The organism is Haloferax gibbonsii ATCC 33959, assembly GCF_000336775.1.
Lineage (GTDB): Archaea > Halobacteriota > Halobacteria > Halobacteriales > Haloferacaceae > Haloferax > Haloferax gibbonsii.
Genome location: NZ_AOLJ01000028.1, coordinates 271057 through 296477 on the forward strand (window position 1 = coordinate 271057; position 25421 = coordinate 296477).

The window sequence follows — 25421 nt, forward strand, 5'->3', positions numbered from 1 at the left end:
GCCCTCGACCCACTTCCCACTGAACGCTCCGGACCGCGACCCGTCGTCCCCGGACCGACCGCCTCGGCTCTCCGCGGAGGTCGTTCCAGAAAAACCGCTCTTCTCCAGTCTCTCCGCCGATGCTATTCGAACCGCTGGAACGGCTCTTGACAGTCGTTACAGAAGTGCATCGACCGGCACAGTCCCGGCCCCTTCGGATGCTCGCGGACGGTGTTCGTGCCGTCGCAGTACGGGCACTCCGCGCCCGACGTTTCGCCCGTCGTCTCGGTGCTGGGGTCGAAGCGGCGCATCGCTCACACCCCCAGTCCGAACTCGCGGAGGGCCTCGCGGCCCGCCTCGGTCACCATGTCGACGGTCCACTCCGGCGTGAACCGGAGTCGCACGGACGCCTCGTCGACGCCGGCCGACAGAATCGCGCACTGCACGTCGTTTTCGAGGTAGTCGCGCGCCGGACAGCCGGTGTAGGTCAGCGTCATCTCGACGATGCCGAGCGTCTTCGCCTCGCCGTCTTCGCCCTCCCGCTCGACGACGCGAACGTCGTAGATGAGACCGAGGTCGACGATGCTCACCGGCATCTCTGGGTCCTCGATTTCGTAGAGGGCGTCCCAGATGTCGGCTTCGACGCCCGCGGCTCCGACGCCCGTCTTCGGGAAGCCCTCGGGGACCTCGCCGTCGGCGTACTCCGTGTAGCCGCAGGCGGTCGCCTCGGGCGCGTCGTCGGCGCTCACGTCAGACACGCTCCCTGCCGATTCTCGCCGGCTCGGGCGCTTCGAGCTCATCGTACGTCCGCCGGAACTCCGCGGCCAGTTCGTCCCAGTGGTCGGTGTGGGTGCCGTCGCGGCCGCGGGCGCTCGGGCGCTCGACCTCGTCGGGTTCGGGCACGTCGAGCCCGAGCGATTCGAGGTACGGGATGACCGTCTCCAGCCACTCGATGCGGAGGTCGGCGGTAGACATCGTCCGGAAGCCGTTGTCGACGATCGCCGCCTCGTGTTCGGGCTCGGCGAAAAGCGAGAGCGCGTGGGGGAACAGCCGGTCGAGCGCGTCCTGCACCCGGTCGCGGCTGTCGCCCTCGGCGAGGCGGTCGAGCCAGCTCTGGGCGTTTTCGAGGTGGTAGCGCTCCTCGCTCAGCACCTTGCCGACGCGGTCGGCGAGCGGCGCGTAGCTGGTGTCGACGAGCGCGTCGAGGCGCAGGCGCTCGGCGGCGTCGTAGAGGTAGCTCCGCAGGACGACGTCGGCCCAGTCGCCCTCCGCGAACGGGAGTTCGACCAGCGTGGCGTGCCTGAACTCGTCGGCGGGGCGCTCCCAGATGAGTTCCGCCTCGGTGTGACCGAGCTCTTCGAGCAGGTCGTACCACAGCCGAGCGTGGCCGAACTCGTCCTGTGCGACGTTCGCCAACGCGAGGTCGGATTCCAGCGTCGGCGCGTAAATCTGCCACTCGATGAGGCGCTCGCCGTGGACGTACTCGTCGTCCGCGAGGCGGAACAGCAGCTCTTCGAGCGCGGCGCGCTGTTCGGCGTCGAGGTCTTCGGGGTTGAGCGTCGCTGGCATGGTTAGCTGTCCGCCTCGAGCGATTTCTCCACGTCGGCCTGCTCGGCCTCGCTTTCGGCGACTTCCGGCGCGGCCGGTTCGATGTCCGTGTACGAGGTGGCCCAGCGGTAGGTCTTGTCGGTCGTCCCGCCGAAGCTCGTCTCGTCGGCGTCGATTTCGCCGATTTCGTCGTGCGGGACGACCCACAGGCTGTGGGTCTTCATCCGCCGGCCGTGCTGGACGGCCGCGAACTGGAGCGCCAGCTCGCGGTCCGGCGCGTGGACGTTGCCGCAGTGTTTGTGGTACGCTCCCGGTTTGTCCTGTCTGAACACTTCCCAAATCATGGTTCTCAGTCCGCCGCCTGCGGGGTTCCGGCCCCCGACGCGCCCTCCCAGCCGTGCATCGATTCGCGCACCCACTCGACCGCCTCCTGTGCCTGTGCCCGGGAGTTGATCTGCTCGTGGCTCCCCTCGGAGGCGTTCTTGGCGATGGTCCAGAACTCGTCCCAGTTCAGGTCGTCCTCGTTGACGTGGTAGGTGTCGAGTTCCTCGTCGTACTCGATGCGCGGGTACTCGGGGACGACGAGGCCGTACTTCTCGGCCTTCGGGACGTACGTGTCGAGGAAGGTGTCGCGCAGTTCGTCGTTGGACTTCGTCTTCAGGCCGACCTCCTGGGCGAAGTCGTTGTGGACGGACTTGTCGTTGGTCGGGCCGAAGAACTGGATGATTCGCGGCCACCACGTCTCGAAGGCGGCCTGCGTCTTCTCTTGGGTCGCCTTCGACCCGTTCATCAACTCGGAGAGCATGGACTCGCCGTGTTTGACGTGGAAGCCCTCCTCGAAGCACACTTTGTCCATCGCGTGGGCGTACGGCGTCCACGACGTGTTCTTGAGCGTCGCCTGCCGGTGCATGGCCGCACCGTCGACGAAGAAGGCTATCATCGGCACCTCGTGCCACGACTCCATCGGGTAGTGGAAGCAGTTGAGGAACTTGCCGTCGCCGCGGGCGAGTTCGTCCAGCATCTCGTCGCGCGTCTTGACGCCGAGGGACTCGGCCGCGCGGTAGAGCAGTTGCGCGTGGCCGATTTCGTCCTGTACCTTCGCCGAGAACGCCAGCTTTCGGTCGATGCTCGGCGCTTGCCGGATGAACGGCTTTTCGAGGTAGCCGCCCATCACCTCGCTGTTCGCGTGGAACTGAATCATCCGCGTCGCGGCCTTGCGGTACTCCTCGGGCATGTCGTCTTTCGGAGCGAACTGCCGCGGGCCCGCTCGTTCTTTGACGGTTTCGAGGTCCATTGGTCTATCAGGAACTATCATCTATAACTACTTACGAATTGACCCGTCCATGGCCTGCCTTTTTATATCCGTGCCGCGTATGCACACGCCGATGATAGCGGAGTGCCTGGTGGCCGAGTTCCGAATCGACGGCGACGACTGCCCCCTGGCGCGGGCGACCGACGCGGTTCCAGTCGCGGTCGACGCGAACGCGCCGCAACTCCGCGCCGACGGCAACGTCCTGCTTCACTTTTCGGCCCCCGCGGACGACCGACTCCCCGAGGCCCTCGACGCCGACGACGCCATCCGCTACCTCCACGTCACCCGCGGCGACGACACGTACACCTTCCGCTGTCTCTCGAAACACCCCTGCGTCGTTCACGAGCTCGTCGACGCCGGCTTCCTCGTCGAGTCGATGCGGTACGACGACGGCGGCGCGACGATGCGCGGGGCGGTCGTCGGCTACGACGTGCTCCGCGGCGTGATGGAGACGGCCGGCGGCACCGTCGGTATCCAACTCCAGCGCGTCTACCCCCTCCGGGCGGACGAGGAATCGCCCATCGGTCGGGCGTGGGACCTCACGCCCGCGCAGGAAGCCGCCCTCCGGGCGGCCGTCGAGATGGGGTACTTCGACCTCCCCCGGAGTATCACGGCTCGGGACGTGGCGGACGAACTCGGAATCAGCAAGTCGGCGTTCCTCGAACGGCTCCGCCGGGCGCAACAGTCGGTGTTCGGGGCGCTGCTCGCATGAGCCGGGACCGCGGCCGACTCGCTCGGCTCGCCCGGCGGTCCGCCGGCGAGGCTATTTACCCCGCGTCCCCGTAGCGCGGGTATGCGAGTCGACGACGCCGACGGCGTCCGGACCGTGACGTTCGACAGACCCGAGGCGAAAAACGCGTTCACCGCCGACGTGGCCCGAGAGCTCTCGGCGGCGCTCGAAGAACTGACGCCCGAGGCGTTCGACGCCGCGGTGATAACCGGCGACGGCGACGCCTTCAGCGCCGGCGGCGACATTCGGGCGATGGCCGAGCGCGACGAGACCGCCCGCGAGGCCTACGAGCGCGTCCGCGGCACCCTCGGCCGCGTCGCCGAGGCGATTCTCACCGCTCCGGTGCCGGTCGTCGCCCGCGTCAACGGCGACGCCGTGGGCGCGGGGACCTCCGTCGTCGCCGCCTGCGACTTCGCCTACGCCGCCCGCGACGCTCGGTTCGGCGCGTCGTTCGTCAACGTCGGTCTCGTCCCCGACGCGGGCGCGACGGTGACGCTCCCCCGGTTGGTCGGCCTCCGGGCCGCGAAGGAACTCGCCTTCACCGGGAAACTCATCTCGGCCGAGCGCGCCGCCGAACTCGACCTCGTGAACGAGGCGGTCGCCGCCGCCGCCCTCGACGCCACCGTGGACGAGACGGTAGAGACGCTCGCCGCACAGCCGACGGAGACGCTCGCGCTGGCGAAGGAAGCGATACACGCGAATCTCGGCCGGTCGTGGACCGACGGCCTCGAACGCGAGGCGCACGCGCAGACCCTCGCCTACGACACCGACGCCCACGAGGAGGGCGTTTCCGCGTTCTTGGAAAAGCGGCGGCCGGAGTTCGACTGAGGACGCCGGTCCCGGCCCGTTTCGTCTCGTCTCGGCCGTCCCGTTCTGTCCCGCCTCAGTCGAGGCCGAGGAACCGTTCCGCGTTCTCCCAGAGGAGCTTTCGCTTCACCTCCTCGGAGGCGTCGAAGTGCTCCTCGAACGACTCGAACCACCGGCCCGGCCGAATCATCGGGTAGTCGGTGCCGAACATCACCTTGTCCTGCAGGACGGTCTTGGCGTAGTGGAGCACCTGCTCGTCGATGTACTTCGGGAGCCACCCCGAGAGGTCCATGTAGACGTTGCCCTTCTGCTGGCAGATGGCGAGTTGCTCTCTCTCCCACGGGTACGCCGGGTGGGCGATGAGAATCTGGAGGTCCGGATGCTCGGCGGCCACGTCGTCGATGAGCATCGGGTTTCCGTACTTGATTTTCAGGCCGCGACCGCCGGGCGAGCACGCGCCGAGGGTGGAGTTCCCGCCGTGGAAGACGACCGGCACGCCGAGGTCCTCGATAGTGTCGAACAACTCCGCGTGCTCGTCGTCGCTCGGGTCGAACCCCTGTGCGATTTGCTGGAACTTGAACCCCGAGAGACCGAGGTCTTCGACGCACCGAACCGCCTCCTCGACGCAGTCGTCTTTCAGGGGGTCAACGCTCCCGAAGCCGACGAAGAAGTCGGGATGGTCGTCTCTCACTTCGGCCACGTAGTCGTTCGGAACCGGCGGATTTCCGGTGTTCGTCTCGGCGTCCCACCCGAGGAGCACCGCCCGCCCGATGTTGTGCTCGCGGTACTCGGCTATCATCTCCTCGTAGCTCCACGTCTCCATCTCCGCGCCGAACCTGTTCGCCGCGTCCCGCATCATCTCGCCGCCGGCGTCTTCGAGGAACTCCGCGGTCGGCTGGTGGGCGTGCGTGTCGATGATGCGCGGCTCGTCGAGCCAATCCAACACGGTCATTCGTGTATGACTGTCGCGGAGCGATAAAAATCGAACGGACGGAGCCAACCGAATGATGGCGCGGCGGCGTTGGCGTACCGCCACGGGAGGCGATTCGACGCGCAGCCCAATCAGTCACCGGCCAATCCGGTTAGGCTCGCCGCTCAGTCGTCGTCTCGGTTCGAACCCTCCCTTTCGTCCTCGGCGAGGGCGCGCGTTCGCGGGTCGATGGCGGGGTCACGCTGCTGTTTTCGAGCGCGACGCTTCGCCGCCCCGACGAGCGAGTCGTCGCCCGATTGCGTCTCGACGAACGTCTCGTCGCCGATGGCGCTCTCTGCGATGTCTCGAAGACTTCCGAGTTTCTCGCGGTCGCCCGGTGACCGACCCCGGTCCCGCCCGTCGCCGCGTCCCGACCCGTGGACGCCTTCATCCGACGACGCGAGCTGAGTGAACTGCGTCGCGTCCGTTATCAGCAGCTGTACTTGGTCTTTCGCGCGGTAGTGGTGGTCCTTCGCACCGGCGAACTCGAACCGCGCGCCCTCGCCGAGGTACGGGTGGCTCACGCCCTCGGGGACGACGAACACGACGCCTTCGGGTGCGCTCTCGTCGGTGAGGTAGCCGAGGATGTCCGGCGTCTCGGGGTCGTTCTTGTTGACCCACGAAACCTCGTCGACGGTCGCCTCCACCGTCACGTACGCCCCGCTCCCGGTGAGTTCCGAGAGCGTTCGGGTCGGATTCCGAGTCTCGGTGTCGCCTGAATCTGTGTTCGAGGCCGCAACTCCGTCCCGATTCGCCGACGATTCCGTGGCCTTGGAACTCGAGCTCGATGGGTCGTCTCCGATTGAGGCGAAAAGGTAGTTCACCTCGTTGCCGCGCCCTCTCATGTAATTCGAGACGGTGATACTGACTCGTTGGGGGCCCGACGAAGCCGAGAGCGAGCTGTCGTCCTCAAAGATACATTTCACGTCAGATTCGGACTCGGCTGATTGTAGAAACCACGCACCGTCGCGCTCTTCGACGGTCACCTCTCCCGTCGAACCCGATTCAGCGAACCAGTCCGTTGACATACCATCGGTTCGAACCCGAAAGAACATATGTGTTTCTCAGATTAGAGAACCGAATCCGGGCGGGCCGGTAGTCCGACTTCGTGTCCGGGACATCGATCGGACCCTATCTTCTCGCCGACCGACTGGTCCGGGGGAGCGTTGAAAAACAATATTATTCGAACACTTTCTCAAAAGAAGACAGCGCGTCGCCGGGCAGTCTCGCAACAGATATTTAGATAAACTACCTTTCAAACCTATATTATGTTTCTGACTCTACTGTCGGTGCCCTGAAAAAGCGGTCTGATATCGGGTGTGAGCGCAATTCAACTCGGAATAAAAAGACGAGTGTTTCAGAAACTCTCTATGATTTATTTTACTTCGGTCGTTATAACGCGCATCAGGAATCCTATGCCACTCCCGATTTGGTGTGTCGGTTTTATTATTGCTCTATTCCTCTCCGCGGATACGACTGCGCGCCACCCTTCGTGTTCCGCGCAATAATCGTCGCCGTCGCGGAGCGTCGGTCGTCGCGGAGTTCGGTCGACTCGTCGTAGTAGAGTACGGTGAGGTCGAGACAGGCCCGGAGCAGTTCGTTGGAGTCGAAACGGTATCTGTCGGTGCTCGGCCCGACCGTCGCCGGCGGGTCGGCCCGCAGGTGGTGCTGGTAGAACAGGACGCCGCCGGGTTTCAGCGCCGCTTTGATGTCTGCGAGGCGGTCCAGCGTCCGGAAGTAGCTGATGGTGACGAGGTCGTACGTCGACTCGGAGAAGTCGTAGGCCGTCGCATCGGCCTGAATCGTCTCCACGCGGTCGGCGAATCTGCGGGACCGAGCGCGCTCGTCGATGATACTGAGCCCCTCACCCGACTGGTCGAGCGCGTCGACTCGATAGCCGTTTTCTGCGAGGAAGAGCGCGTTGCGGCCGTTTCCGGCCGCCACGTCGAGGGCGCGACCCTCGGGCAGTTCGTCGAGGTACGACCGTAACACCGGCGACGGCTCGGGGTCGGTCGGGTACGTTCCGGTCCGGTAGCGCTCGTCCCACTCCATAGGGGCGCTACGCGGACCGCCGTGTTCAAGCTACGGCGTCGTTCCCGGCGGACGGGACGGCGTCGAACGCCCGTGCGACCGACGACGGTCGGCGGGCCGTCGGTAGAGCACCGGGCCGCCGGAAGCACCAGCGCTTTCCGCGCCAGCGACGTGGGGAGAGCCGTGACCACGATTCGCCCCGACGAACTCGACGCCCGCCTCGCCGACGGCGACGACCCTTTCGTCCTCGACATCCGCCCCGAGTCGAACTACCAGCGCGGCGCAATCGAGGGGAGCCGCAACGTCCCCGTCTACGACGACCTCCGGTCGGGCGACGACGCCTCGCTTCGAGGTCGGCTGGACGAGATTCCGCGGGACCGCGACGTGGTCGTCGTCTGTAAGATGGGCATCGTCGCGAAGCGGGCGACGGGGCTCCTCCGCGAGGAGGGATACGACGCGGCGACCCTCGCGGGCGGCATGAGCGGGTGGAACGGCTACCAGCGGGGGTCGCTGGGCTACAAACTCCGGTCGCTCATCTGGCGACTGTTCTGAGGCCGTCGAGGAACTCCCGAAGAGCGTCCTCGAAGAACGCGGGGTTGTCGAGGTTCGACGCGTGACCTGCCCCGGGAACCGAGCGGACCGTGACGGTCGGAATCCCGTCGCCGAACGCCGCGGCGTGCCTGCGCACGAACGGGAGTTCGTTCTCGCCGTACAGGACCAGCGTCGGGACGTCGATGTCGCCGAGGACGACCGACGAGTCGGTGAACCGACTGACCGCCCGAATCACCTTCGCGAACTCGTCGGTCGCCATCGGCGGGCCGCGCTCCCGAAGACGCTCGACGTTTCCGTAGTCGCCGCCCGCGGGCGTTCCCGACAGCCGCTCTTGGAACCAGACCATGACCTTCTCGACGCGCTCGTAGCCGACGAGTCGAACGAACGGAATCGTCAACCGAGGGACGACGAGTCGCTGGAACCGTTCGAGACGGTCGAAGACGACCGGGGAGAACGTGTCCGCGAGGACGAGCCCCGAGAGCCTATCTGGGTATCGCATCGCGTACGCCTGCGCGACACAGCCGCCGGTCGAGAGTCCGCAGACCACGGGCCGGTCGAGGTCCAACTCCGAGACGAGCGCCGCGAGGTCGTCGGCGAACAGCTCCATCGAGTACGTCGCCGGCTCCGAGCCGCCGGTCCGGCCGTGTCCCCGGATGTCGTACGAGATTGTCGTGTAGTCGTCGCGCAGCGCCTCAGTCTGGCGGTCCCACTGGCCGTGGTCGAGAACCGCGCCGTGAACGAAGACCACCGGCGGTCCCTCGCCCCGCCGTTCGTAGTAGGTGTCGATACCGTTTGTTCGAGCGAACGCCATGCTATCTAGTGGCGTGCTGAGGGCATGAGCGCGCGCCTCGATGTAACAGATAAATTATACTCTCGCCGGCAGTACGGTCACTTATCCGTCTCCGGCAGAGAGTAGGCGGTATGACGATAGAAACCGGCGACTCCGTTTCGCTCGAATACGTTGGAAAGCTCCCCGACGGCACGGTCTTCGACACGTCGCGTCAGGACGTGGCCGACGCCGAAGGACTCTCCGAGGCGCAGGGCGACCGCGACTACGAGCCGCTCGTGGTCGAAGTCGGCGCGGGAACCGTCATCGAGGGCCTCGACGAGGCGCTCGTCGGCATGTCCGTCGGCGACGAAGAGAGCATCGAGATTCCGCCGGAGAAGGCCTACGGCGAGCACGACGAAGACCTCGTCCGCGAGCACGAGACCGAACAGCTCCGCGAGGTGCTCGGCGACGAGCCCGAGGAGGGACTGTACGTCCAGACCCAGCAGGGCGGCCTCGGCGAAATCGTCCACGCCGACGACGACGTGGTCCGCATCGACTTCAACCACGAGCTCGCCGGCGAGACGCTCGTCTTCGACGTCGAAATCGTCGACGCCAACTGAACTGAACTGAGCCGCGGTCTCGCGGTTCGACCGTTCTTCTCCCGCTACTCGCGCCACCACGCAACGGCGTACAGCACTCCACCGACGAGAATCAAGACCGCGCCGACGCCGGCGACGCCGAGTCCGACGACGAGTCCGACGACGAGCGAGACTCCGAAGCCGAAGTCGTCGACGTGGCCGTAGACGGTGATGCTGTGGAGCGTTCCATCCTTCTCGACGAACGCCGGGAGGCGGTCCACGAAGGCGTCGTTCACCCGCGGTCGGTAGCCGAAGTCCTCATCTGAGGAGTTCCGAAGGATTCTATCGACCGTCTCTCTCGCCCCCGGCGAGAGGTTCTCGTAGCGATACGCCCCTCGCTCGACGGTGGCGTTTGCGACGCGCTGGAGCGTGGCGTTTCGCGCGGTGACGACCGAGCCGTTTTCTTCCACGCTGAACCGGTAGTACTGCTGGCGCTCGCCGTAGGCGTCGTGGACGTACGTGTTGTTCCGCGCTATGGCTTGGAGGTCGGCTCTCGCGCCCGCCGACGCTGTCCGGGCGGTGCCGTTCCGCATCGCCGCCGCCAGCGTCTCGCGGGTCTCGTTCGGCGCGCGGTACTCGCCGGCCGAGTACCGGTGGCTGATCTGGTGCACCGAAATCGAGACCGTCCGCCCGTGGCGACTCACGATAGTCTCGATGTCCGATTCGTTCGCGAGCGACACGGTCTCGGCTCGGTACGACTGCGAGGTTTGCGGCGGCGGCGACGTCGCCCCCGCGAGCGCGGGCAGGTACACCGGCGCGGGGAGACAGACCTGTCTCTTATACACATCTCTNAGAGATGTGTATAAGAGACAGGTAAGTGTTTTTTGTCGCCGTCTCGCTCGCCTCACGGTTTCATCGCCGCGGTCGCCGGGCGACGCTCAGTTGTCCAGTCGCGGGTGCGCGTCGAGGCAGTCGGCGACCCTCTCGCGCTCCTCGCGGGCCGAAGCCAACTCGTCGGCCACGACGCCCCGCCGGAGGCGGTCGCGCTGGTCGTCGGTGAGTTCGGCCCGGGCGACCGCGGCGTCGCGGAGGCGGTCGTAGGACTCCTCGTACGTCAGTTCGTGGACCTCGCGGGCCCGCGAGACCGTCTCGTCGCCGGCGAACCGACTCACCACGGAGACGAGTTCCTTCGTCCGCCAGCGGAGTTCCGAGGCGGGCTCCGGCGGCCACGACACGGTCAGCGGGTCGGCGTCGAGCGTCTCCAGAAACCGCTTGTTCGTCCCGACGGCCGCGGAGAACCGCTTGGGGTCGTCCACGTAGTGGTCGAGTTTCGACCGCGAGTAGCCGGCGTACTCGACGAGCGTTGGAATCGGCTCGTCGCCGATGGCGGCGGTTTCGAGGTACTCGCGCAGTCGCTCGGGGGGACTGGGCGTCTCGACGAGCGGGTACGACTCGGCGGCCGCCAACCACGCGAGCACCTCGCGAGCGGGCGACTCGGCGCGGAACCGGCCGAACGCCTCGGCCACGGCGTCGTCGTACCGCTCGATGGGGTCGCGGAGTTCGTCCACCGGCGCGTCGATGTCGACCTCGCCGAGTCGCTCTACGCGTTCGAGGCGCTCGATTCGGGCGTCGAGTTCGTCCGCGCGCTCGCGCAGTCGTCGTCGGGCGCTCCGGTAGTCGTCTCTCGCCTCGTCCAGTTCGTCGAGCAGCGCCGCCTCCTCGCGGGCGGGTTCCAACTCGCGTCTGGCCTGCTCGAAGTCCGACGCCGACAGCGACGAGGTGATGCCGGTCGTGAGCGAGTCGTTGGCGGCGATGAAGGCGTCGCTGTGGCGCACGTCGGCGGGGACCTTCTCCAGCCGGTTCGACAGCGTCTCGCGGAACGCGACGTAGCCTTCGAGGTCGTCGGTCGCCCGCTCTTCGAACCGGTCGAGAATCCCCGTCACGTCGCTGACGGCCGACGAGAGCGTCCGAAGCTCCTCGCGGCCGATTTCGTCGACCGTCTCGCGCCGGTCGCTGAGGGTGTCGGCCGCCGTGCGGAGCGCCGCTACGGGGTCGTCGGCGAGCGCGGCGTCAGTCACGCCGCGGCACCTCGGGAGGGCGGCCCGTGCGCGGAATCGGTGTCATGCCCGACGAGTCGGTGCGCGAGGGTTGAAAACTTGGTGACCGAGGAAGACGGGACGGCGGTGGGTCGAGGAAGCCGAGTCAGCGCCGGTCTCGGCCGGTCGCCACGTCGAACGCGGCGGCGAGCGCGACCGCGAGCACGCACAGCGCGACCGACGGCGACAGTGAGAACAGGTCGACCATCCCGGGGAACGTGGCGACGACGAGGAGCGAAACGGCGTAGTAGACGCCGGCCACCGCGGCCGACGTGCGGGCCGGCGCGGCGCGCAGCCGAGGGAGCGCGAGCATCGCACAGAGCGCGACGCCGCCGGCGACGACGACCGAACCGGGGAGCCCCGCTCCGGCGAGGTCGGCGCGCGCGCCGAGGAACGTCCCGAGGCCGAGCGTCGCGTTCAGATAGGCCGCCCGCCGGACGAGAAAGCCGTAGCCCGCGTCGGGGCCGAGACCGATTTCGTTGTCCTCGATTCGGTGCCACGGCGCGCCGACGGAGACGGCGTTCATGCGGAGCGCACCGATGGCGAGGCAGGCGACCGCCAGCGAGACGACGGCCGCGGTCGTGACCGCCACGGGCGTCGAAACGGTCATGAAGGCGACCCAGAGCATCGGAAGCGCGAGGAGTAGGTGCTGTCCGAGCCCGAAGTAAACCGTCGCGTCGAGCCACGCGTCGACGCCGGTTTCGTCGTCGTCGCCGCCCTGTCGGCGGTGGCGCCGCGTCCGCGCGCCGCCGTGCGGAGACTCGTCTGTCGGTGCCATGACCGTCCGATTGTGACTGTCGAGTGATAACTGTGTGGTGCGGGTGGAGCTAGCGCCCCCGACGATGGCCGGTCCGCGGTCGCCGTCCGGCGAAAGGACTTACCGGCGACCGGGTGTATGACAGGCTATGTACGAGCGCATCCTCCTGCCCGTCGACGAGAGCACGTCGTCGAGCGCGGTTCTCCACCACGCCAGCGAACTCGCCCACTGGGACGACGCGGAGATACGACTGCTCTTCGTCGCCGACACGACCCGCGACAGCGTCACCGTGGTCGGGAACGACGTGGTCGACGCGCTCGAACGCGAGGGCGAGAGCGTCGTCGAGGAGGCGGCGGAGACGCTCCAGAACCTCGGCGTCGATTACTCGACGGACGTGGTGCAGGGCAACCCCGCGCCCACCATCGTCGAGTACGCCGAGGAGTACGACTACGACCTCGTCGTGATGCCGACCCGCGGGCGCAAAGGCATCTCTCGACAGCTCCGCGGGAGCGTCACGGAGAAGGTCGTCCGCCTGTCGGACCGGCCGGTACTCACCGCCCGCATGAAGCCCGACGAGGAGCTGACGTTCCCCTACGAGCGCATCCTCATCCCGACCGACGGAAGCCGCTCCGCGAAACGAGCGACGAGCCACGGCCTCGCACTCGCAGCCGAACTCGACGCGACGGTCCACGTGCTGTCGGTCGTGGACGACTCCGCGCTCGGCTTCGACGTTCGGTCGATGCTCTCCGGCGAAGAGAGCGAGCGCGGCGCGAACGAGGCGATTTCGAAGGTCGTCGAGGAGGCGAACGAGCGCGGCGTCACGAAGCTCGCCGAAACCATCGAACACGGCTCGCCGAGCGAGTCGATTCGGGAGTACGTCGAAGGCAACGACATCCACGCCGTCGTCATGGGGACCACCGGGCGGAGCGGCGTGGACCGAATCCTCCTCGGGAGCGTCGCCGAGCAGACGGTTCGGAGCGCCCCCGTCCCCGTCATCACGGTGTCGCCCGACGAGGAGTAACTTGGTCGAACTGGCGGCCGCGAACCGTCCAACGCGAGCGGGTGGCCCGCCGCCAGCCACCCGACTCGGGATACAGCTATTACCCGCGGGCGACGTATCGGCGCAGTAGCCGTGGTCGAACAGGACCGTCTCGGACGCCCGCCCAGCCCCGACAGCCGGAGGGTCCGGTAGCCGATGCTTCGCGCGACCATCCTCCTCGAACTGAACGAGGACTACGTGCTGTCGCACGTGAGCGACCTCGTCGACGGACCGGTCGTCGTGACGAACTGCGAGGTGCTCGGCGAGACGGACATCCGCTTCGTCGTCGACGCCGGGGAACACCGCGACGAGATGGCCGAACGGCTCGCCGCCAGCGAGGTCGTCCGCGACCTCGAACTCGTCGGCGACGACCAACTGCTCATCACGAAGCGGTCGTCCGGGGCGCTCCCCGTCATCCGCGAGAACCACGGGATGCTCCAGCGGATGAGCCAGTTCTACGGGCGCTCGCGCGTCTTCGACGTGGTCGTGTTCCGGCGGGCCGACCTCAAGGCCATCATCTCGGGGCTCCGGTCGCTCGGGACCGTCGAACTCCGCCGGCTGAAGCCCTTCGTCGGGCCCTCCACGCGGCTCTCGAAGCGGCAGGCAGAGGTCGTCGGCTACGCGCTCGAACGCGGCTACTACGACTGGCCGCGGGGCGTCACGGTCGAGGAAATCGCGGCGGCGTTCGAGGTGAGCCGACCGACCGTGTTGGAACACCTCCGGCGGGCGGAAAAGAAACTCCTCAGCGACGCGCTCGCCGACGCGACGACGCCCGCGAACCCCGACAGCACCTGACCACGACCGGACCGGTTCGGCCCCGGCGCACGTTGCATCCCGAATTTCAAGCACCTAGTACACCTGAAACGCGTCATCATATCCGCGGATTCCGATATAAAGAGCCAACAGGGGTAGGCGGTACTCCCGTGCCCTCTAGCGGTGTACGTATTGTTTGCAATTACCATGATAAATGGGAATCACTCTCGTGGTGGTGACGGGCGGAAAACGCGCGGGTCGTCGCGCCGGACGTTCCTCGCGGCGGTCGGGAGCGCGGCGGCGGTAACGACGGCTGGCTGTCTGGGCGGCGGCGGTGGCGGCGGCTCCAACGAGCCGATTCGATACCTCTCGGACCGGGGCGACTCGAAGGACGTGATGGACGAAATCATCGCCGAGTTCGAGGAGGAGACAGACCACACGGTCGAGATGATTTACACGGCGAAGGGGACCTCCTCGGACGCCGAGATGCAGAAGATGGTCGCCGCGGGCAACCCGCCGGACCTGCTTTTCGACACCTCGACGGACGCGTACCGGCTCCAGCGCGACGGCGTCCTCGCGCCCGTCACGGGGGCGGTTCAGGACAACGACCTGCCCGACCCGGTCAGCGTCGGCGGCGAGTCGTACTTCGCGGCCGCGATGGTCGAACCGCTCATGGGCTGGTACCGAAACGACGTGTACTCGGAGATGCCCGCGTCGTGGAGCGAGTGGGTCGAGGCGGCCGGCGAGGTGTCGGCCAACGAGTCGATGGAGGGCTACGTCATCCAGTCGGGCCAGACGAACAACGCCGACACCCAGATGACGCAGTACCTCTGGCAGAACGACGTGGAGATTTACGGCGGCCCCTCCGACGGCATCGAGGTCAGACTCGACAACGACGACAACCGACAGGCGGCCGTCGAGACGTTCGAGTGGGTCCAGTCGATGGCCGAACACTCGCCGAACGGCTCGGGGTGGGCGTGGGGCGACGCCATCGGCGCGCTCCAACAGGAGAACGCCGCGGCTATCGCCAGCGTCGGCGGCCTCCCCATTCTCACGATTCAGGCCAACCGCCCCGACCTCGTCGAGAATCTCAGCCCGATGCCCTTCCCCGTGCCGAGCGGGGCCGCACAGGACAGGTGGTGGGCGTACATGGAGGGTCACCTCGTCCGCAACGACGGCCAGAACACCGAGGGCGCGCAGGCGTTCGTCGACTTCTTCACGAGTTCGTCGCGCTTCTTCGACTTCGTGCTCTCCGCGCCGCTGTTCCAGTTCCCGCCGACGCGGGAGCAACTCGACGCGCCCGAGGTGGCCGAAAACGAGGTCATCCAGCAGCACCCCGACGTGATGAATCTCGTCCGCGACAACTGGGACGCCTTCACGAGCGTCCTCGCGACGGGCGACGGCGGCGCGCCGAACATCGTCGCGGCCGACGCCTACAGCGAACAGCTCTTCGGACAGGCGGCTGACCAGCTTCTCGTCGGCGGGCTCACACCCGACGAGACGGTCGACTGGTTGGCCGAAGAGCTCCGCGGGTTGCAATGAGTACGGCCCTCAAATCGCGGTTGGCGGCCGCCGGGTCGGCCCTCCGAGAGCGCGACGTGGACGGCACGACGCTCCTGTTGGCGGCGTGTTTCGTCCCGATGCTCGCGTTCTTCGTCGTGGTCTGGGTCATCCCCATCGTCTACGCGCTCGGGATGAGCCTGTTCGCGTCGCCGGTGCGGAACCCCGAGTTCGTCGGCCTCGGCAACTACGCGGAACTCCTCGGAAACGGTGCGTTCTGGGGCTTCCTCTGGAACAGCGTCGTCTACGCGGTGGCGACGACGGGGCTGAGCCTCGTCATCGGGCTGGGGCTCGCGCTCGTCATCAACCAGCGTATCCGCGGCGGCGACGCCCTGCGGACGCTGATGATTTTCCCGTACCTCCTGCCGACGCTCGTTGTCATCTTCATGTGGAAGTTCATCCTCGACCCCAACATCGGGATTCTGAACCAGTTCCTCGTCGACGCCGGGCTCATCGACAAGCCGATAGCGTTCTTCTCGACCCTGGAGTTCGCCATGCCGGCGGTCGTCGTCACGAGCGTCTGGAAGTTCGCCAGCTTCGCCTTCTTCATCCTGCTCGCGCGCCTGCAGGCCATCGACCCCGACCTCTACGAGCGGGCGCGGGTCGAGGGCGCGACGACGTGGCAGGCGTTCCGCGACATCACCTTCCCGCACCTCCGCGGGGCGATTCTCATCATCCTCCTCGTCAGGGGTATCTGGATGTTCAACAAGTTCGACATCATCTACCTCTCGACCCGGGGCGGCCCGCTCCAGCAGACGACGACGCTCCCGATTCGCGTCTACCAGCTCGCGTTCAGCGAGGTGAACTTCGGTATGGCGACGGCGCTCGCCGGCGTCATGTTCTTCCTCCTCGCCGGCGTCGCGGTGGTCTACTTCCGGGCGTTCGCCCCCGAAAAGGAGGTGGCGTGAGATGGCGACGTCCGCCGGTCGCGGCCTCGTCTCCCACGACACCCAGAAACGCCTCCAGCGAATCGCCGTCTACCTGACGGCGCTTCTCATCTCGGTGTTCACCATCATCCCGGTGTACGTGATGGTGGTCATCGCCATCCAGTCGCCGGCGACGACGTTCGCCGGCGGGCGGGTGAACCTGCTGCCCACCGAGCCGTCGCTCCGGAACTTCCTCGTCCTCCTCGGGTCGACCGACACGGTTCGGTACTTCATCAACAGCCTCGTGGTCACTCTCGGGTCGACCGTCCTCTCGACGACCATCGCGGTCGCGGCGGGCTACGGCCTGACGCGCTTCGACTTCACCGGGAAGTCGCTGGCGGCGCGGGCGGTGCTGTTCTCGTACATGTTCAGCCCCATCGTCCTCGCCATCCCGCTGTACGTCGTCTTCTCGACGCTCGGCCTGCTCAACAGCCACTTCGCGCTCACCCTCGCGCTGACGGCCATCTCCGCGCCGTTCTGCATCTGGCTGATGTGGCAGTACTTCCAGACCGTCCCCATCGCGCTCGAAGAGTCCGCGTGGGTCCGGGGCGCGAGCCGCTGGCGCACCGTCAGAGACGTGGTCCTGCCGGTCGCCCGGCCCGGCTACATCTCCGCAGCCATCTTCGCGTTCGCCGTCGCGTGGAACGACTTCACCATGGCGCGCGTCGTGATGAGCCGCGACGAGATGTACACCATCACCGTCGGCGCGTCGCTGTTCTTGGACCGCGTCAGCATCGGCTGGGGCGAGACGATGGCCGTCTCGCTTCTCATCTCGATTCCGCCGTTCCTCATCGCACTGTTCCTGCAACGATACCTCCTCCAGGGCTTCAGCGTTGGAGGCCTCGAATAATGGCAACCAGCATCCACCTCGACACCGTCAGAAAGGAGTTTCGCACCCTCGGAAACACGCACGTCGCCGTCGACGACCTCAGCCTCGACATCCCCGAAGGCTCGTTTACGACCTTCGTCGGCCCCTCGGGCTGCGGGAAGACGACGACCCTGCGCATGTTGGCCGGGCTGGAGACGCCCACCTCGGGTACCGTCTCGTTCGGCGACGAGGACGTGACCGACCTCCCGCCGCAGGAGCGCAACGTCTCGATGGTGTTCCAGTCCATCGCGCTCTACCCGCACATGTCCGTCCGCGAGAACATCGGCTACGGCCTGAAGATTCACGGCGTCCCGAAGGCCGAGCGCGACGAGCGCATCGACGAGGCCGCCGAAGTCCTCCAAATCGAGGCGCAGTTGGAGAAGATGCCCGCCGAGCTCTCCGGCGGCCAACAACAGCGCGTCGCCCTCGGCGGCGCGTTCGTGCAGGACCCCGACGTGCTGCTGTTGGACGAGCCGATGTCCGACCTCGACGCGAAGCTCAAATCCGACCTCCGCGTCGAGATTCAGCGGCTCCACCAGGAGCTCGACACGACCGTCGTCTACGTCACCCACGACCAGACCGAGGCGATGACGATGAGCGACCAGGTGGTCCTCCTGCGCGACGGCGAACTCGCGCAGGTCGACCCGCCGAAACAGCTGTTCGACTACCCGAACTCGGAGTACGTCGCGCAGTTCATCGGCATGCCCTCGACCAACGTCGTCGACTGCGCGGTCGAGCACCGCGACGGCGAGACCGTGCTCGTCGGCCCCGGGCTCACGCTCTCGCTTCCGGCGGGCGTCGACGTGCCAACTGACGGCCGCGTCAGACTCGGCATCAGGCCGCAGTACCTCGACGTGGGCTCCGCCGGGGCGTGTCGGCTCTCGGTCGACGTGGAGGTCGTCGAGACGCTCGGGACCGAGTCCGTGGTCCACGGCCGCCTCGAAGACGGCACCCCCTTCGACGTGGTCAGCGACGCCGTCGACGACGCGGTCGCTGGCGACCGACTCGACGTGTCGTTCGACCTCGCCGACGCGTTCGTCTTCGGCGAGGACGGCGAGACGATACTCTTCGGGTCTGAACGCGCCAGCGAGCGCTCGTCGTCGCCCGCGGGGGCGGGGGGCGTCACTCCATGAGCGGCGACAGCGCCGAGCGCGCCGAGAGTAGCGAGGCCGCCGCGGACGCGACCGGCTCTGCGACCGCGTCGGCGACGCGCGGGCTCCCGCTCGACGGCGTGCGCGTGCTCGAACTCGGCCACATCATCGCCGGACCGTTCTGTTCGATGCTCCTCGCCGACCTCGGTGCGGACGTCATCAAGGTCGAACACCCGAAGGGCGGCGACCTCATCCGCGGGTCGTCGCCGGTCGGTAACAGCTCGTTCAACTACGTCAACCGGGACAAGCGGAGCCTCACGCTCGACCTCAAGTCCGACGCGGCGCTCGACGCGTTCTTCGACCTGCTCGACGAGACCGACGTCGTCGTCGAGAACTACGCGCCGGGAACCGCCGAACGGCTCGGCATCGGCTACGAGCAGTTGAAAGAGACGCATCCGGGCCTCGTCTACTGCTCCATCAAGGGGTTCAACCCCGGTCCCTACGAGTCGTACCCCGCGCTCGACCCCATCGCCGAGGCGCTGTCGGGGCTGATGAGCGTCACCGGTCACGAGGGGATGCCCCCGGTCCGGTCGGGAACGAGCATCGCCGACATGGCCGCGTCGTTCTACGGCGCGATAGCGGTCCTCGGGGCGCTCTACCGCCGCGACCGGACCGGCGAGGGGTCGAAGGTGACCGCGCCGCTGTTCGAGTCCACCGTCTCGATGATGGGCTACTGGCTCGCGTACACCGAGGCCTACGACGACGTGCCGGGACCGATGGGCGCGTCGCACCCCAACTGGGCACCCTACGACGTGTTCGAGACGGCCGACGACGAGTGGGTGTTCATCGGTCCTTCGGGCGAGCGCCAGTGGACGGCGCTCTGCGAGGCGCTCGGCCTCGACCTCCACGAGGACGACCGGTTCGACACGCTCCCCGGCCGCCGGGAGAACCTCGACGAACTCATGGACCTGCTCCGCGCCGAGTGCGAGACCCACGACGCGGCCGACCTCGTCGCCGGACTGCGCGAGGTCGGCGTCCCCGTCGCCAAGGTGAACTCGATGGACGAGGTCGCCGAGGACCCGCACCTGCGGGCGACCGACTTCTTCACCGAGGTCGAGACCGCCGAGGGAACGTCGCGGTCGGTCAGCGTCCCGAGGTTCCCCGTCGTCGCCAGCGGCTTCGACCGCCCCGACTCGACCGACCCGCCGAAGCTCGGCGAGCACACCGAGGCCATCCTCTCGTCGCTCGGCTACGACGCCGCCGACATCGACGCGCTCCGGCGCGCGGGAGGGGTCTGAATGGCCGCCGCGGAGCCGGTCCTCCTCGACGTGACCTGCCGCGAGGGCGAACAGCGACCCGGCGCGTCCTACACGACGGGACAGAAAGTCGCGGCCGTGCGCGCCCTCGACGACCTCGGCGTCGACTACGTGCAGGTCGGGTTCCCGATTGCGGGCGAACAGACCGGCGAGGTCTGCGACGCCGTCGACGTCGAGACGAAACTGACGGGCATCGCCCGGGCCGTCCCGAAGGACGTCGAGGCCGCGGTCGACGCCGGCGTCGACGTCATCGACGTGTTCGCGCCGACCAGTGAGCGACAGCGGACCGAACTCCTCGGGAAGGACGAGGACGAACTGCGCTCGCTCGTCGGCGAGACGGTCGACGCCGCGACCGAGACCGGGCTGGAGGTCCACTTCACCGCGATGGACGGCTTCCGGACAGACCCCGCGTTCCTCGACGACCTGTTCGACTCGATAGACGCGACGTACCTCACTATCGCGGACACCGTGGGCTCGAAGACGCCGTTCGAAGTCTCGTCGTTCCTCCACGACCTCGACACCGACCCGACCCGCCTCGGCGTCCACTTCCACGACGACCTCGGCGTCGCGACGGCCAACGCGCTCACCGCGGTCGCCCACGACGTGCAGAAAGTGGACGTGTCGGTCGGCGGTATCGGCGAGCGCGCCGGCAACGTCCCCGTCGAGGAGTTCGTCGTCGCGGCCGAGACGAGCCGCGCCGTGAACCGCCCGGCGCTCGACCCCTCGACGCTCATCCCCCGGGCGAACGACGTGCTGACGGCGCTCGGCGAGTCGGTGCCGGCGGAGAAATCGGTGCTCGGGTCGGACGTGTTCTCTCACGAGTCCGGGCTCCACACCGCGGCGATGCTCGACGACCCGGCGACGTTCGAGCCGTTCGACCCGGCCGCGTTCGGCGGGTCGCGGACGCTCTACTTCGGCCCGCAGAGCGGGACCGGCGCGGCCCGGCGGCTCTTGGAGCGGGTCGGCGACGACCCCGACGAGACGAAGGTCGCGGCGCTCGTCGAGACGCTCCGGTCGCTCGACGAACCGGTGCCGACCGACGAGGCGCTGGATATCGCTCGACGGCTCTGAATCGGCGCTGTCTCACCGCTCAGTCGGCGCTCAGTCGGCGCTGATCCGGCACCGACTCGGCGTCAGTACTCGGTCCCTTTTCTCGCGCGCTGGCCGGTGTCGATGGGGTGTTTCTCCTTTCGAACGTTGGTCACGAGGTCCGCGGCGTCGTAGACGTAGGTCGGCTCCTCGTGGCTCCCGGTCAACACGAGTTCGAGATGCTCGGGCTTTCGCTCCACGAGGTCAAGCACGTCTCCCTCGTCGAGCAGTCCCATCGCGACGGCGTAGAGGAGTTCGTCGATGATGAGGAGGTGGACGCCGTCCTCCGGCGGGCCGTCGAGGGCGAGCGGTTCGGTGAGGTCGGCGTCGGCCGCGGCGTCGACGAGTTCGCGCGCCCGGTCGAGACCGGCGGCGACCTGCGCCTCGTGGTCGGCGTCGTCGCTGCCGTCAGCCATGCCGGCCCAGCCGTAGTGGCCGAGGTTCTCGAAGGAGAAGCCGGGCATCGCCGCGATGGCGTTGTACTCGCCGCGGACGGCCTCGACGGAGTCCGCGCCGCCCTTCAGGAACTGGAGCATGTGGACGCGGTAGCCGTGGCCGGCGGCGCGAAAGCCCATGCCCATCGCGGCCGTGGTCTTGCCCTTGCCGTCGCCCCACCACACCTGCACGAGGCCGAAGTCGTCGGGCGCGGCGGGTTCGATGGCGGCCGCTTCGGGGCGGACGCCGCGGCCGGGGGTGTTCGCCCGAACCGAGTCGGGGGTGGTCTCGTCGTCTGTCTCGGGATTTCCGTCGGGTGCGTCGGTCATCGTTGAGTGTGAATCGGTGTCGCGTCGGGGTCGGGTCGGTGCGGACCGGACAGGTCCGTCCCGCCCCGCGTGGGTCGGTCGTCGGTCGGTGCTTGTCGCGGCTTCGTATATAGGGGTTCGCCGCCCTCGCGCTCTTGTGCCCTTGCGCTCTCACGCTCTTACCGCGGTCAGTCCGTCAGCCGCGAGACGAAGCGGTCGAACGCCCCGCTCTCGGGGTGGACGTGGGCGTAGGTGCCGAGGGTTCGGTACTCGGTGAGTCCCTCGCGGCCGTCGATGCCGGTGCCGCGCTCCACGTCGAAGGCGAACCGGGCGTCGGTCGCGGGGTCGGCCGACGAGTAGTGGAACTCGTGGCCGCGGAGCATCTCGCCCGCGTCGGCGGTCAGCGTCCCGTCGGTCGCCCGGAGCTCCACGTGGTCGAGCGCCTGATAGCGCTCTTGCATCGTCACGTCGGCGGGGAGGATACCGGCCATCTCGTGGGTGTCGCCGTCGGTCGTCGTCAGCGACTCGGTGAGCGCCATCAGGCCGCCGCACTCGCCGAACACCGGGAGGCCGTCGGCGGCCCGGTCGGCGAGCGCCGGGAGCGTCGGCGACGACGCGAGTTCCGCGGCGAACCGCTCGGGGTAGCCGCCGGGGAGATAGACGCCGTCGCAGTCGGGGAGGCTGTCGCCGGCGACCGGCGAGACGTACGAGACGGTGCCGAGGGATTCCAGTCTGTCGAGGGTCGAGGGGTAGACGAAACAGAACGCCTCGTCGCGGGCGACGGCGACCGTCGGACCGTCCGAATCCGTAGCTTGGGACGACTCGGCTCGAATGCCCGCTTCGAACTCCTCGGTGTTCCACTCCGGCTCTCGCGCCACCTCGGCGAGCGCGTCGGCGCGAATCCCGTCGGCCGCGGCGTCGAGCGCCTCGTCGGACAGCGGAGCCTCGTCGCCGAGGTGGAGTCCGAGGTGGCGCTCCGGGATTTCGAGGTCGTCGCTCGGCGGGATTCGGCCGAGGTACGGCAGTTCCTCGGGGAGCGCGTCGCGGATACCCTCGGCGTGTCGGCCGCCGTGAGCGCGAGAGGCGATGACGCCGGCCACGTCGGCGTCGATTCCCATCCGGTCCGCGTAGGTCCGGAAGCCGTAGGCCGTCGCCGCGACGCTCTGCATCCCGGCTCTCGCGTCCGCGACGAGGACCACGGGGAGGTCGAGGAGGGCGGCGACCCGAGCCGTCGAGGTGTCGCCGTCGTAGAGGCCCATCATGCCTTCGACGACGCAGATGTCGCCCTCGCCGCGGGCGTAGATCCGGCGCATGCCGTCTTCGCCTTCGAGCCACGGGTCGAGCGTCCGCGACGGTTTCCCGGTGACGGCGGCGTGGTGCGAGGGGTCGATGAAGTCGGGACCGGCCTTGGCCGGTTGGACCGCGTAGCCCTCGCGTTCGAGCGCGCGGCACACCGCGAGCGTCGTGACCGTCTTCCCGACGCCGGAGGCCGTGCCGGCGACGACGACGCCTCTCATCTGGTCACCGCGGTCCGGGTCGCTGGCGGCGCTTCCGGCGGGTCGCTCGCGAGTCGAGACGGGCGTTCGGCAGTCATATCAACAAGTGGAATTTCAGTAGTCAAAGTTGTGTTGGGTCGGGTCGCCCGGGACGGCGTCGGTCAGCGACTCGCGTTCTGCTCAGTCCCAGAGTTCGTACATGTCGTCTTCGACGCCGTCGGCGTAGTGGGTCCCGTCGTAGACGACGCCCGCGTCCGAATCAACGTCGGTGTCCGCGGCCGCGCTCGTGTCGTCGCTCGCCGCCTCGACGGTTCCGACGACCGTCGCCTCGATTCCCTCGTCGTCGAGCGCGGCGAGCACCTCGTCGGCCTCGTCGCCGGGGACCGCCGCGAGGAGTGCGCCGGAGCCGAGAATCCGCATCGGGTCGACGCCCATCGCGTCGCAGAGCGCCCGGGTCTCGGGGCGGACGGGCACGTCGTCGCCGTCGACTTCGATTCGGACGCCGGAAGCGCAGGCGAGTTCGACCAGTCCGTTGAGGACGCCGCCCTCGGTCGGGTCGTGCATCGCGGTCGCGGCGGACGCGAGCACGGCGGATTCGGGGAGGACGCTGATGTCGTCGAAGAAGCCCGCGGCGCGCTCGACCGTCTCGGCGTCGACGCCGGCGGTATCGAGGTCGGCGCGGAAGTCGGTGGCGAGGACGGCGGTGCCTTCGATGCCGGCACCCTTGGTGAGAATCACCGCGTCGCCGGGCTCCGCGCCGCCGGTCGGGACGTAGCGGTCGGTCGGTCCCATGCAGGTGAGCGAGAGGAGCGGGCGGGAGAGGCCGGCGACCGTCTCGGTGTGGCCGCCGACGATACTGATGCCGAGTCGGTTGGCCTCCGCGTCGAGTTGGGCGGTGATGTCGTCGAGCAGGTCCACGTCGGGTTCGGGGAGGAGGACGGTGCTCACGAGCCACTCGGGGGCGCCCCCGCAGGCGGCCACGTCGTTGCTGGCGATAGCGACGCCGAGGGTGCCGATGCGCTCGGCGGCGAGCGAGATGGGGTCGGTGCTGACGACCATCGTCCCCTCGCCGGTGGCGACGGCGGCGGCGTCCTCGCCGTAGCCGGCCCCGACGAGCAGGTCGTCGTTGGGGGCCCCCGTCCGCGAGAAGACGTAGCGGTCGAGGTCCGCAGGTGAGAGTTTGCCCATACACGTGGGTGACGGCGAGGGCGCTTTTGTGCCTTCCCGTCCGCCGCCGACGCTGACGGTCGCGCTCGCCGGCCGCGTCCGCCGCCCGCCACCCCCGCCGAGCAGGCCGTGGTCGGGCACCCGCCGCGGATGCCGTACTGCTAAGACGCTCTGTTCGTAACGGGAATCCATGCTGATGACACCCGGTCCCACGGCCGTCCCGCCGCGGGTCCGCGACCGACTGAGCGAGCCGATGCCGAACCCCGATATCGAGCAGTCCTTCTTCGACACCTACGACGGCGTCTGCGAGAAACTCCGGCGCGTCTACGACACCGACGACGACGTGGTCGTCATGGGCGGCGAGGGTATCCTCGGTCTCGAAGCCGCCATCGCCTCCACGGTCGCCCCCGGCGACGACGTGCTCTGCGTCTCGAACGGCCTCTACGGCGACGGCTTCGCCGACTTCGTCGAGAGCTACGGCGGCGAGCCGACCGTCGTCGGTGCCGACTACACCGACCCGCTCGACGTGGCGGGCGTCGAAGCCGCGCTCGACGAGGGCGAGTTCGAGGTCGCCACCATGATCCACTGCGAGACGCCGACGGGGACGCTCAACGACATCGCGCCGGTCCTCGAACGCCTCCACGACCACGGCGTGTTGACCGTCGTCGACGCCGTCTCCTCGCTCGGCGGGACGCCCGTCCCGAGCGAGCACATCGACATCAACCTCGGCGCGTCGCAGAAGGCGTTCAGCTCGCCGCCGGGTCTCACCACGGCCGCCGTCAGCGACCGCGCGTGGGAGGTCATCGAGGCGCGCGACCCCGACTCCCTCTACACGAACCTCCTCCCGTGGCGCGACACGAGCGAGGGCTTCCCGTACACCCACCTCGGCGCGAACGTCGCCGCCCTCGACGAGTCGCTGTCGATGCTTCTCGAAGAAGGGCTCGACGCCGTCTACGAGCGCCACGAGGAGGCCGCCGCGCACTGCCGCGAGCGCGGGGCCGACCTCGGACTCGACCTCTACACCGACGCCGAGCGGAGCGCTCCGACGGTGACGGCGTTCCACCTCCCCGGCGAGGCGAAGCGCGTCCGGAACGAACTCGAGGCCGAACACGACATCGTCCTCGCGACCGGCCTCGCCGACCTCGCCGACGACATCCTCCGCGTCGGCCACATGGGTTACAACGCCGACGCGGAGAAGGTCGACCGCGTGATGGACGCGCTCGCGACCGTCGTCTGAGGACGCG

At 68.0% G+C, this 25421-nt stretch carries 28 protein-coding genes; 13 read left to right on the top strand and 15 right to left on the bottom strand.

The window, feature by feature from the left end; genetic code table 11:
• Positions 1 to 122: 122 nt before the first annotated feature.
• The 5 genes from paaE to paaA are packed head-to-tail and all read right to left on the bottom strand — an operon-like array spanning position 123 to position 2821.
• Positions 123 to 290, bottom strand: a complete 168-nt coding sequence (paaE, locus tag C454_RS20895; RefSeq protein ID WP_004978321.1) for a 1,2-phenylacetyl-CoA epoxidase subunit PaaE — start codon at positions 288 to 290, stop codon at positions 123 to 125.
• Positions 291 to 293: 3 nt separating this feature from the next.
• Complete coding sequence (gene paaD, locus C454_RS19320) at positions 294 to 737, bottom strand: 1,2-phenylacetyl-CoA epoxidase subunit PaaD (protein WP_004978324.1); 444 nt, start codon at positions 735 to 737, stop codon at positions 294 to 296.
• Complete coding sequence (paaC, locus tag C454_RS19325) at positions 730 to 1548, bottom strand: 1,2-phenylacetyl-CoA epoxidase subunit PaaC (protein ID WP_004978327.1); 819 nt, start codon at positions 1546 to 1548, stop codon at positions 730 to 732. Before paaC ends, paaD begins: the two co-directional genes overlap by 8 nt.
• Before the next feature lie 2 nt (positions 1549 to 1550).
• On the bottom strand, positions 1551 to 1871 hold the full coding sequence (gene paaB / locus C454_RS19330) for a 1,2-phenylacetyl-CoA epoxidase subunit PaaB (RefSeq protein ID WP_004040859.1): 321 nt from the start codon (positions 1869 to 1871) through the stop codon (positions 1551 to 1553).
• 5 nt (positions 1872 to 1876) lie between these two features.
• Positions 1877 to 2821 carry a 1,2-phenylacetyl-CoA epoxidase subunit PaaA gene (gene paaA / locus C454_RS19335; protein WP_004978329.1) on the bottom strand — a complete coding sequence of 315 codons (945 nt, stop codon included), beginning with the start codon at positions 2819 to 2821 and terminating at the stop codon, positions 1877 to 1879.
• A gap of 91 nt (positions 2822 to 2912) precedes the next feature.
• Between paaA and C454_RS19340 the strand changes: the two genes are divergently transcribed.
• Together C454_RS19340 and C454_RS19345 are read left to right on the top strand one after the other, a co-directional pair.
• Positions 2913 to 3551, top strand: a complete 639-nt coding sequence (locus C454_RS19340; protein ID WP_049905307.1) for a helix-turn-helix domain-containing protein — start codon at positions 2913 to 2915, stop codon at positions 3549 to 3551.
• Between the two features lie 81 nt (positions 3552 to 3632).
• A complete protein-coding gene (locus tag C454_RS19345) occupies positions 3633 to 4397 on the top strand; it encodes an enoyl-CoA hydratase/isomerase family protein (RefSeq protein WP_004978333.1) in 765 nt (254 codons plus the stop codon).
• Between the two features lie 55 nt (positions 4398 to 4452).
• On the opposite strand, the gene C454_RS19350 is transcribed toward C454_RS19345, so the two are convergent.
• From C454_RS19350 to C454_RS19360, 3 genes are all read right to left on the bottom strand, one after another.
• Entirely contained in the window at positions 4453 to 5328 is an 876-nt protein-coding gene (locus C454_RS19350) for an amidohydrolase family protein (protein WP_004978335.1), read from the bottom strand.
• Positions 5329 to 5471: 143 nt separating this feature from the next.
• Entirely contained in the window at positions 5472 to 5999 is a 528-nt protein-coding gene (locus tag C454_RS21085) for a hypothetical protein (protein ID WP_233510451.1), read from the bottom strand.
• A 793-nt stretch (positions 6000 to 6792) separates the two neighbouring features.
• Positions 6793 to 7398 carry a class I SAM-dependent methyltransferase gene (locus C454_RS19360; RefSeq protein ID WP_004978341.1) on the bottom strand — a complete coding sequence of 202 codons (606 nt, stop codon included), beginning with the start codon at positions 7396 to 7398 and terminating at the stop codon, positions 6793 to 6795.
• 162 nt (positions 7399 to 7560) lie between these two features.
• Here C454_RS19360 and C454_RS19365 point away from each other — a divergent pair, with 162 nt between their 5' ends.
• Positions 7561 to 7929, top strand: a complete 369-nt coding sequence (locus C454_RS19365) for a rhodanese-like domain-containing protein (RefSeq protein ID WP_049905308.1) — start codon at positions 7561 to 7563, stop codon at positions 7927 to 7929.
• On the opposite strand, the gene C454_RS19370 is transcribed toward C454_RS19365, so the two are convergent.
• Positions 7910 to 8740 (bottom strand): alpha/beta fold hydrolase, encoded by an 831-nt coding sequence (locus C454_RS19370; RefSeq protein ID WP_004978344.1) that lies wholly within the window; start codon positions 8738 to 8740, stop codon positions 7910 to 7912. The two genes, C454_RS19365 and C454_RS19370, sit on opposite strands and share 20 nt — an antisense overlap.
• A gap of 110 nt (positions 8741 to 8850) precedes the next feature.
• Between C454_RS19370 and C454_RS19375 the strand changes: the two genes are divergently transcribed.
• Positions 8851 to 9318 carry an FKBP-type peptidyl-prolyl cis-trans isomerase gene (locus C454_RS19375; protein WP_004978347.1) on the top strand — a complete coding sequence of 156 codons (468 nt, stop codon included), beginning with the start codon at positions 8851 to 8853 and terminating at the stop codon, positions 9316 to 9318.
• 44 nt (positions 9319 to 9362) lie between these two features.
• On the opposite strand, the gene C454_RS19380 is transcribed toward C454_RS19375, so the two are convergent.
• From C454_RS19380 to C454_RS19390, 3 genes are all read right to left on the bottom strand, one after another.
• Complete coding sequence (locus C454_RS19380) at positions 9363 to 10121, bottom strand: hypothetical protein (protein WP_081605273.1); 759 nt, start codon at positions 10119 to 10121, stop codon at positions 9363 to 9365.
• A gap of 93 nt (positions 10122 to 10214) precedes the next feature.
• Positions 10215 to 11354 carry a DUF7118 family protein gene (locus C454_RS19385; RefSeq protein ID WP_004978350.1) on the bottom strand — a complete coding sequence of 380 codons (1140 nt, stop codon included), beginning with the start codon at positions 11352 to 11354 and terminating at the stop codon, positions 10215 to 10217.
• Between the two features lie 124 nt (positions 11355 to 11478).
• Positions 11479 to 12150, bottom strand: coding sequence for a hypothetical protein (locus C454_RS19390; protein ID WP_004978351.1), 672 nt, complete (start codon positions 12148 to 12150; stop codon positions 11479 to 11481).
• A 127-nt stretch (positions 12151 to 12277) separates the two neighbouring features.
• Between C454_RS19390 and C454_RS19395 the strand changes: the two genes are divergently transcribed.
• The 8 genes from C454_RS19395 to C454_RS19430 all read left to right on the top strand — a co-directional run bounded on the left by C454_RS19395 (position 12278) and on the right by C454_RS19430 (position 20753).
• Positions 12278 to 13150, top strand: a complete 873-nt coding sequence (locus C454_RS19395) for a universal stress protein (RefSeq protein WP_004978353.1) — start codon at positions 12278 to 12280, stop codon at positions 13148 to 13150.
• Positions 13151 to 13324: 174 nt separating this feature from the next.
• Positions 13325 to 13963, top strand: coding sequence for a helix-turn-helix domain-containing protein (locus C454_RS19400; protein WP_004978354.1), 639 nt, complete (start codon positions 13325 to 13327; stop codon positions 13961 to 13963).
• Between the two features lie 165 nt (positions 13964 to 14128).
• Positions 14129 to 15463: an ABC transporter substrate-binding protein gene (locus C454_RS19405; protein WP_231608406.1), complete on the top strand. Its 1335-nt coding sequence runs from the start codon at positions 14129 to 14131 to the stop codon at positions 15461 to 15463.
• Complete coding sequence (locus tag C454_RS19410; protein WP_004978357.1) at positions 15460 to 16389, top strand: carbohydrate ABC transporter permease; 930 nt, start codon at positions 15460 to 15462, stop codon at positions 16387 to 16389. Before C454_RS19405 ends, C454_RS19410 begins: the two co-directional genes overlap by 4 nt.
• 1 nt (position 16390) lies before the next feature.
• Positions 16391 to 17257, top strand: coding sequence for a carbohydrate ABC transporter permease (locus C454_RS19415; RefSeq protein ID WP_004978359.1), 867 nt, complete (start codon positions 16391 to 16393; stop codon positions 17255 to 17257).
• Positions 17257 to 18408, top strand: a complete 1152-nt coding sequence (locus C454_RS19420) for an ABC transporter ATP-binding protein (RefSeq protein WP_004978361.1) — start codon at positions 17257 to 17259, stop codon at positions 18406 to 18408. Before C454_RS19415 ends, C454_RS19420 begins: the two co-directional genes overlap by 1 nt.
• Entirely contained in the window at positions 18405 to 19664 is a 1260-nt protein-coding gene (locus tag C454_RS19425; protein ID WP_004978363.1) for a CaiB/BaiF CoA transferase family protein, read from the top strand. The genes C454_RS19420 and C454_RS19425 overlap by 4 nt, the downstream gene beginning before the upstream one ends.
• Positions 19665 to 20753: a LeuA family protein gene (locus C454_RS19430; protein WP_004978366.1), complete on the top strand. Its 1089-nt coding sequence runs from the start codon at positions 19665 to 19667 to the stop codon at positions 20751 to 20753.
• Between the two features lie 62 nt (positions 20754 to 20815).
• Here the strand turns inward: C454_RS19430 and C454_RS19435 are convergent, their stop codons facing one another.
• The 3 genes from C454_RS19435 to C454_RS19445 form a co-directional block, all read right to left on the bottom strand.
• Positions 20816 to 21535 carry a cob(I)yrinic acid a,c-diamide adenosyltransferase gene (locus C454_RS19435; protein ID WP_004978368.1) on the bottom strand — a complete coding sequence of 240 codons (720 nt, stop codon included), beginning with the start codon at positions 21533 to 21535 and terminating at the stop codon, positions 20816 to 20818.
• A 167-nt stretch (positions 21536 to 21702) separates the two neighbouring features.
• Complete coding sequence (locus C454_RS19440) at positions 21703 to 23031, bottom strand: cobyrinic acid a,c-diamide synthase (RefSeq protein ID WP_004978370.1); 1329 nt, start codon at positions 23029 to 23031, stop codon at positions 21703 to 21705.
• Between the two features lie 159 nt (positions 23032 to 23190).
• On the bottom strand, positions 23191 to 24198 hold the full coding sequence (locus tag C454_RS19445) for an AIR synthase family protein (RefSeq protein WP_004978372.1): 1008 nt from the start codon (positions 24196 to 24198) through the stop codon (positions 23191 to 23193).
• Between the two features lie 169 nt (positions 24199 to 24367).
• On the opposite strand from C454_RS19445, the gene C454_RS19450 reads away from it, so the two are divergent.
• Entirely contained in the window at positions 24368 to 25414 is a 1047-nt protein-coding gene (locus tag C454_RS19450; RefSeq protein WP_004978374.1) for a pyridoxal-phosphate-dependent aminotransferase family protein, read from the top strand.
• Positions 25415 to 25421: the final 7 nt, after the last annotated feature.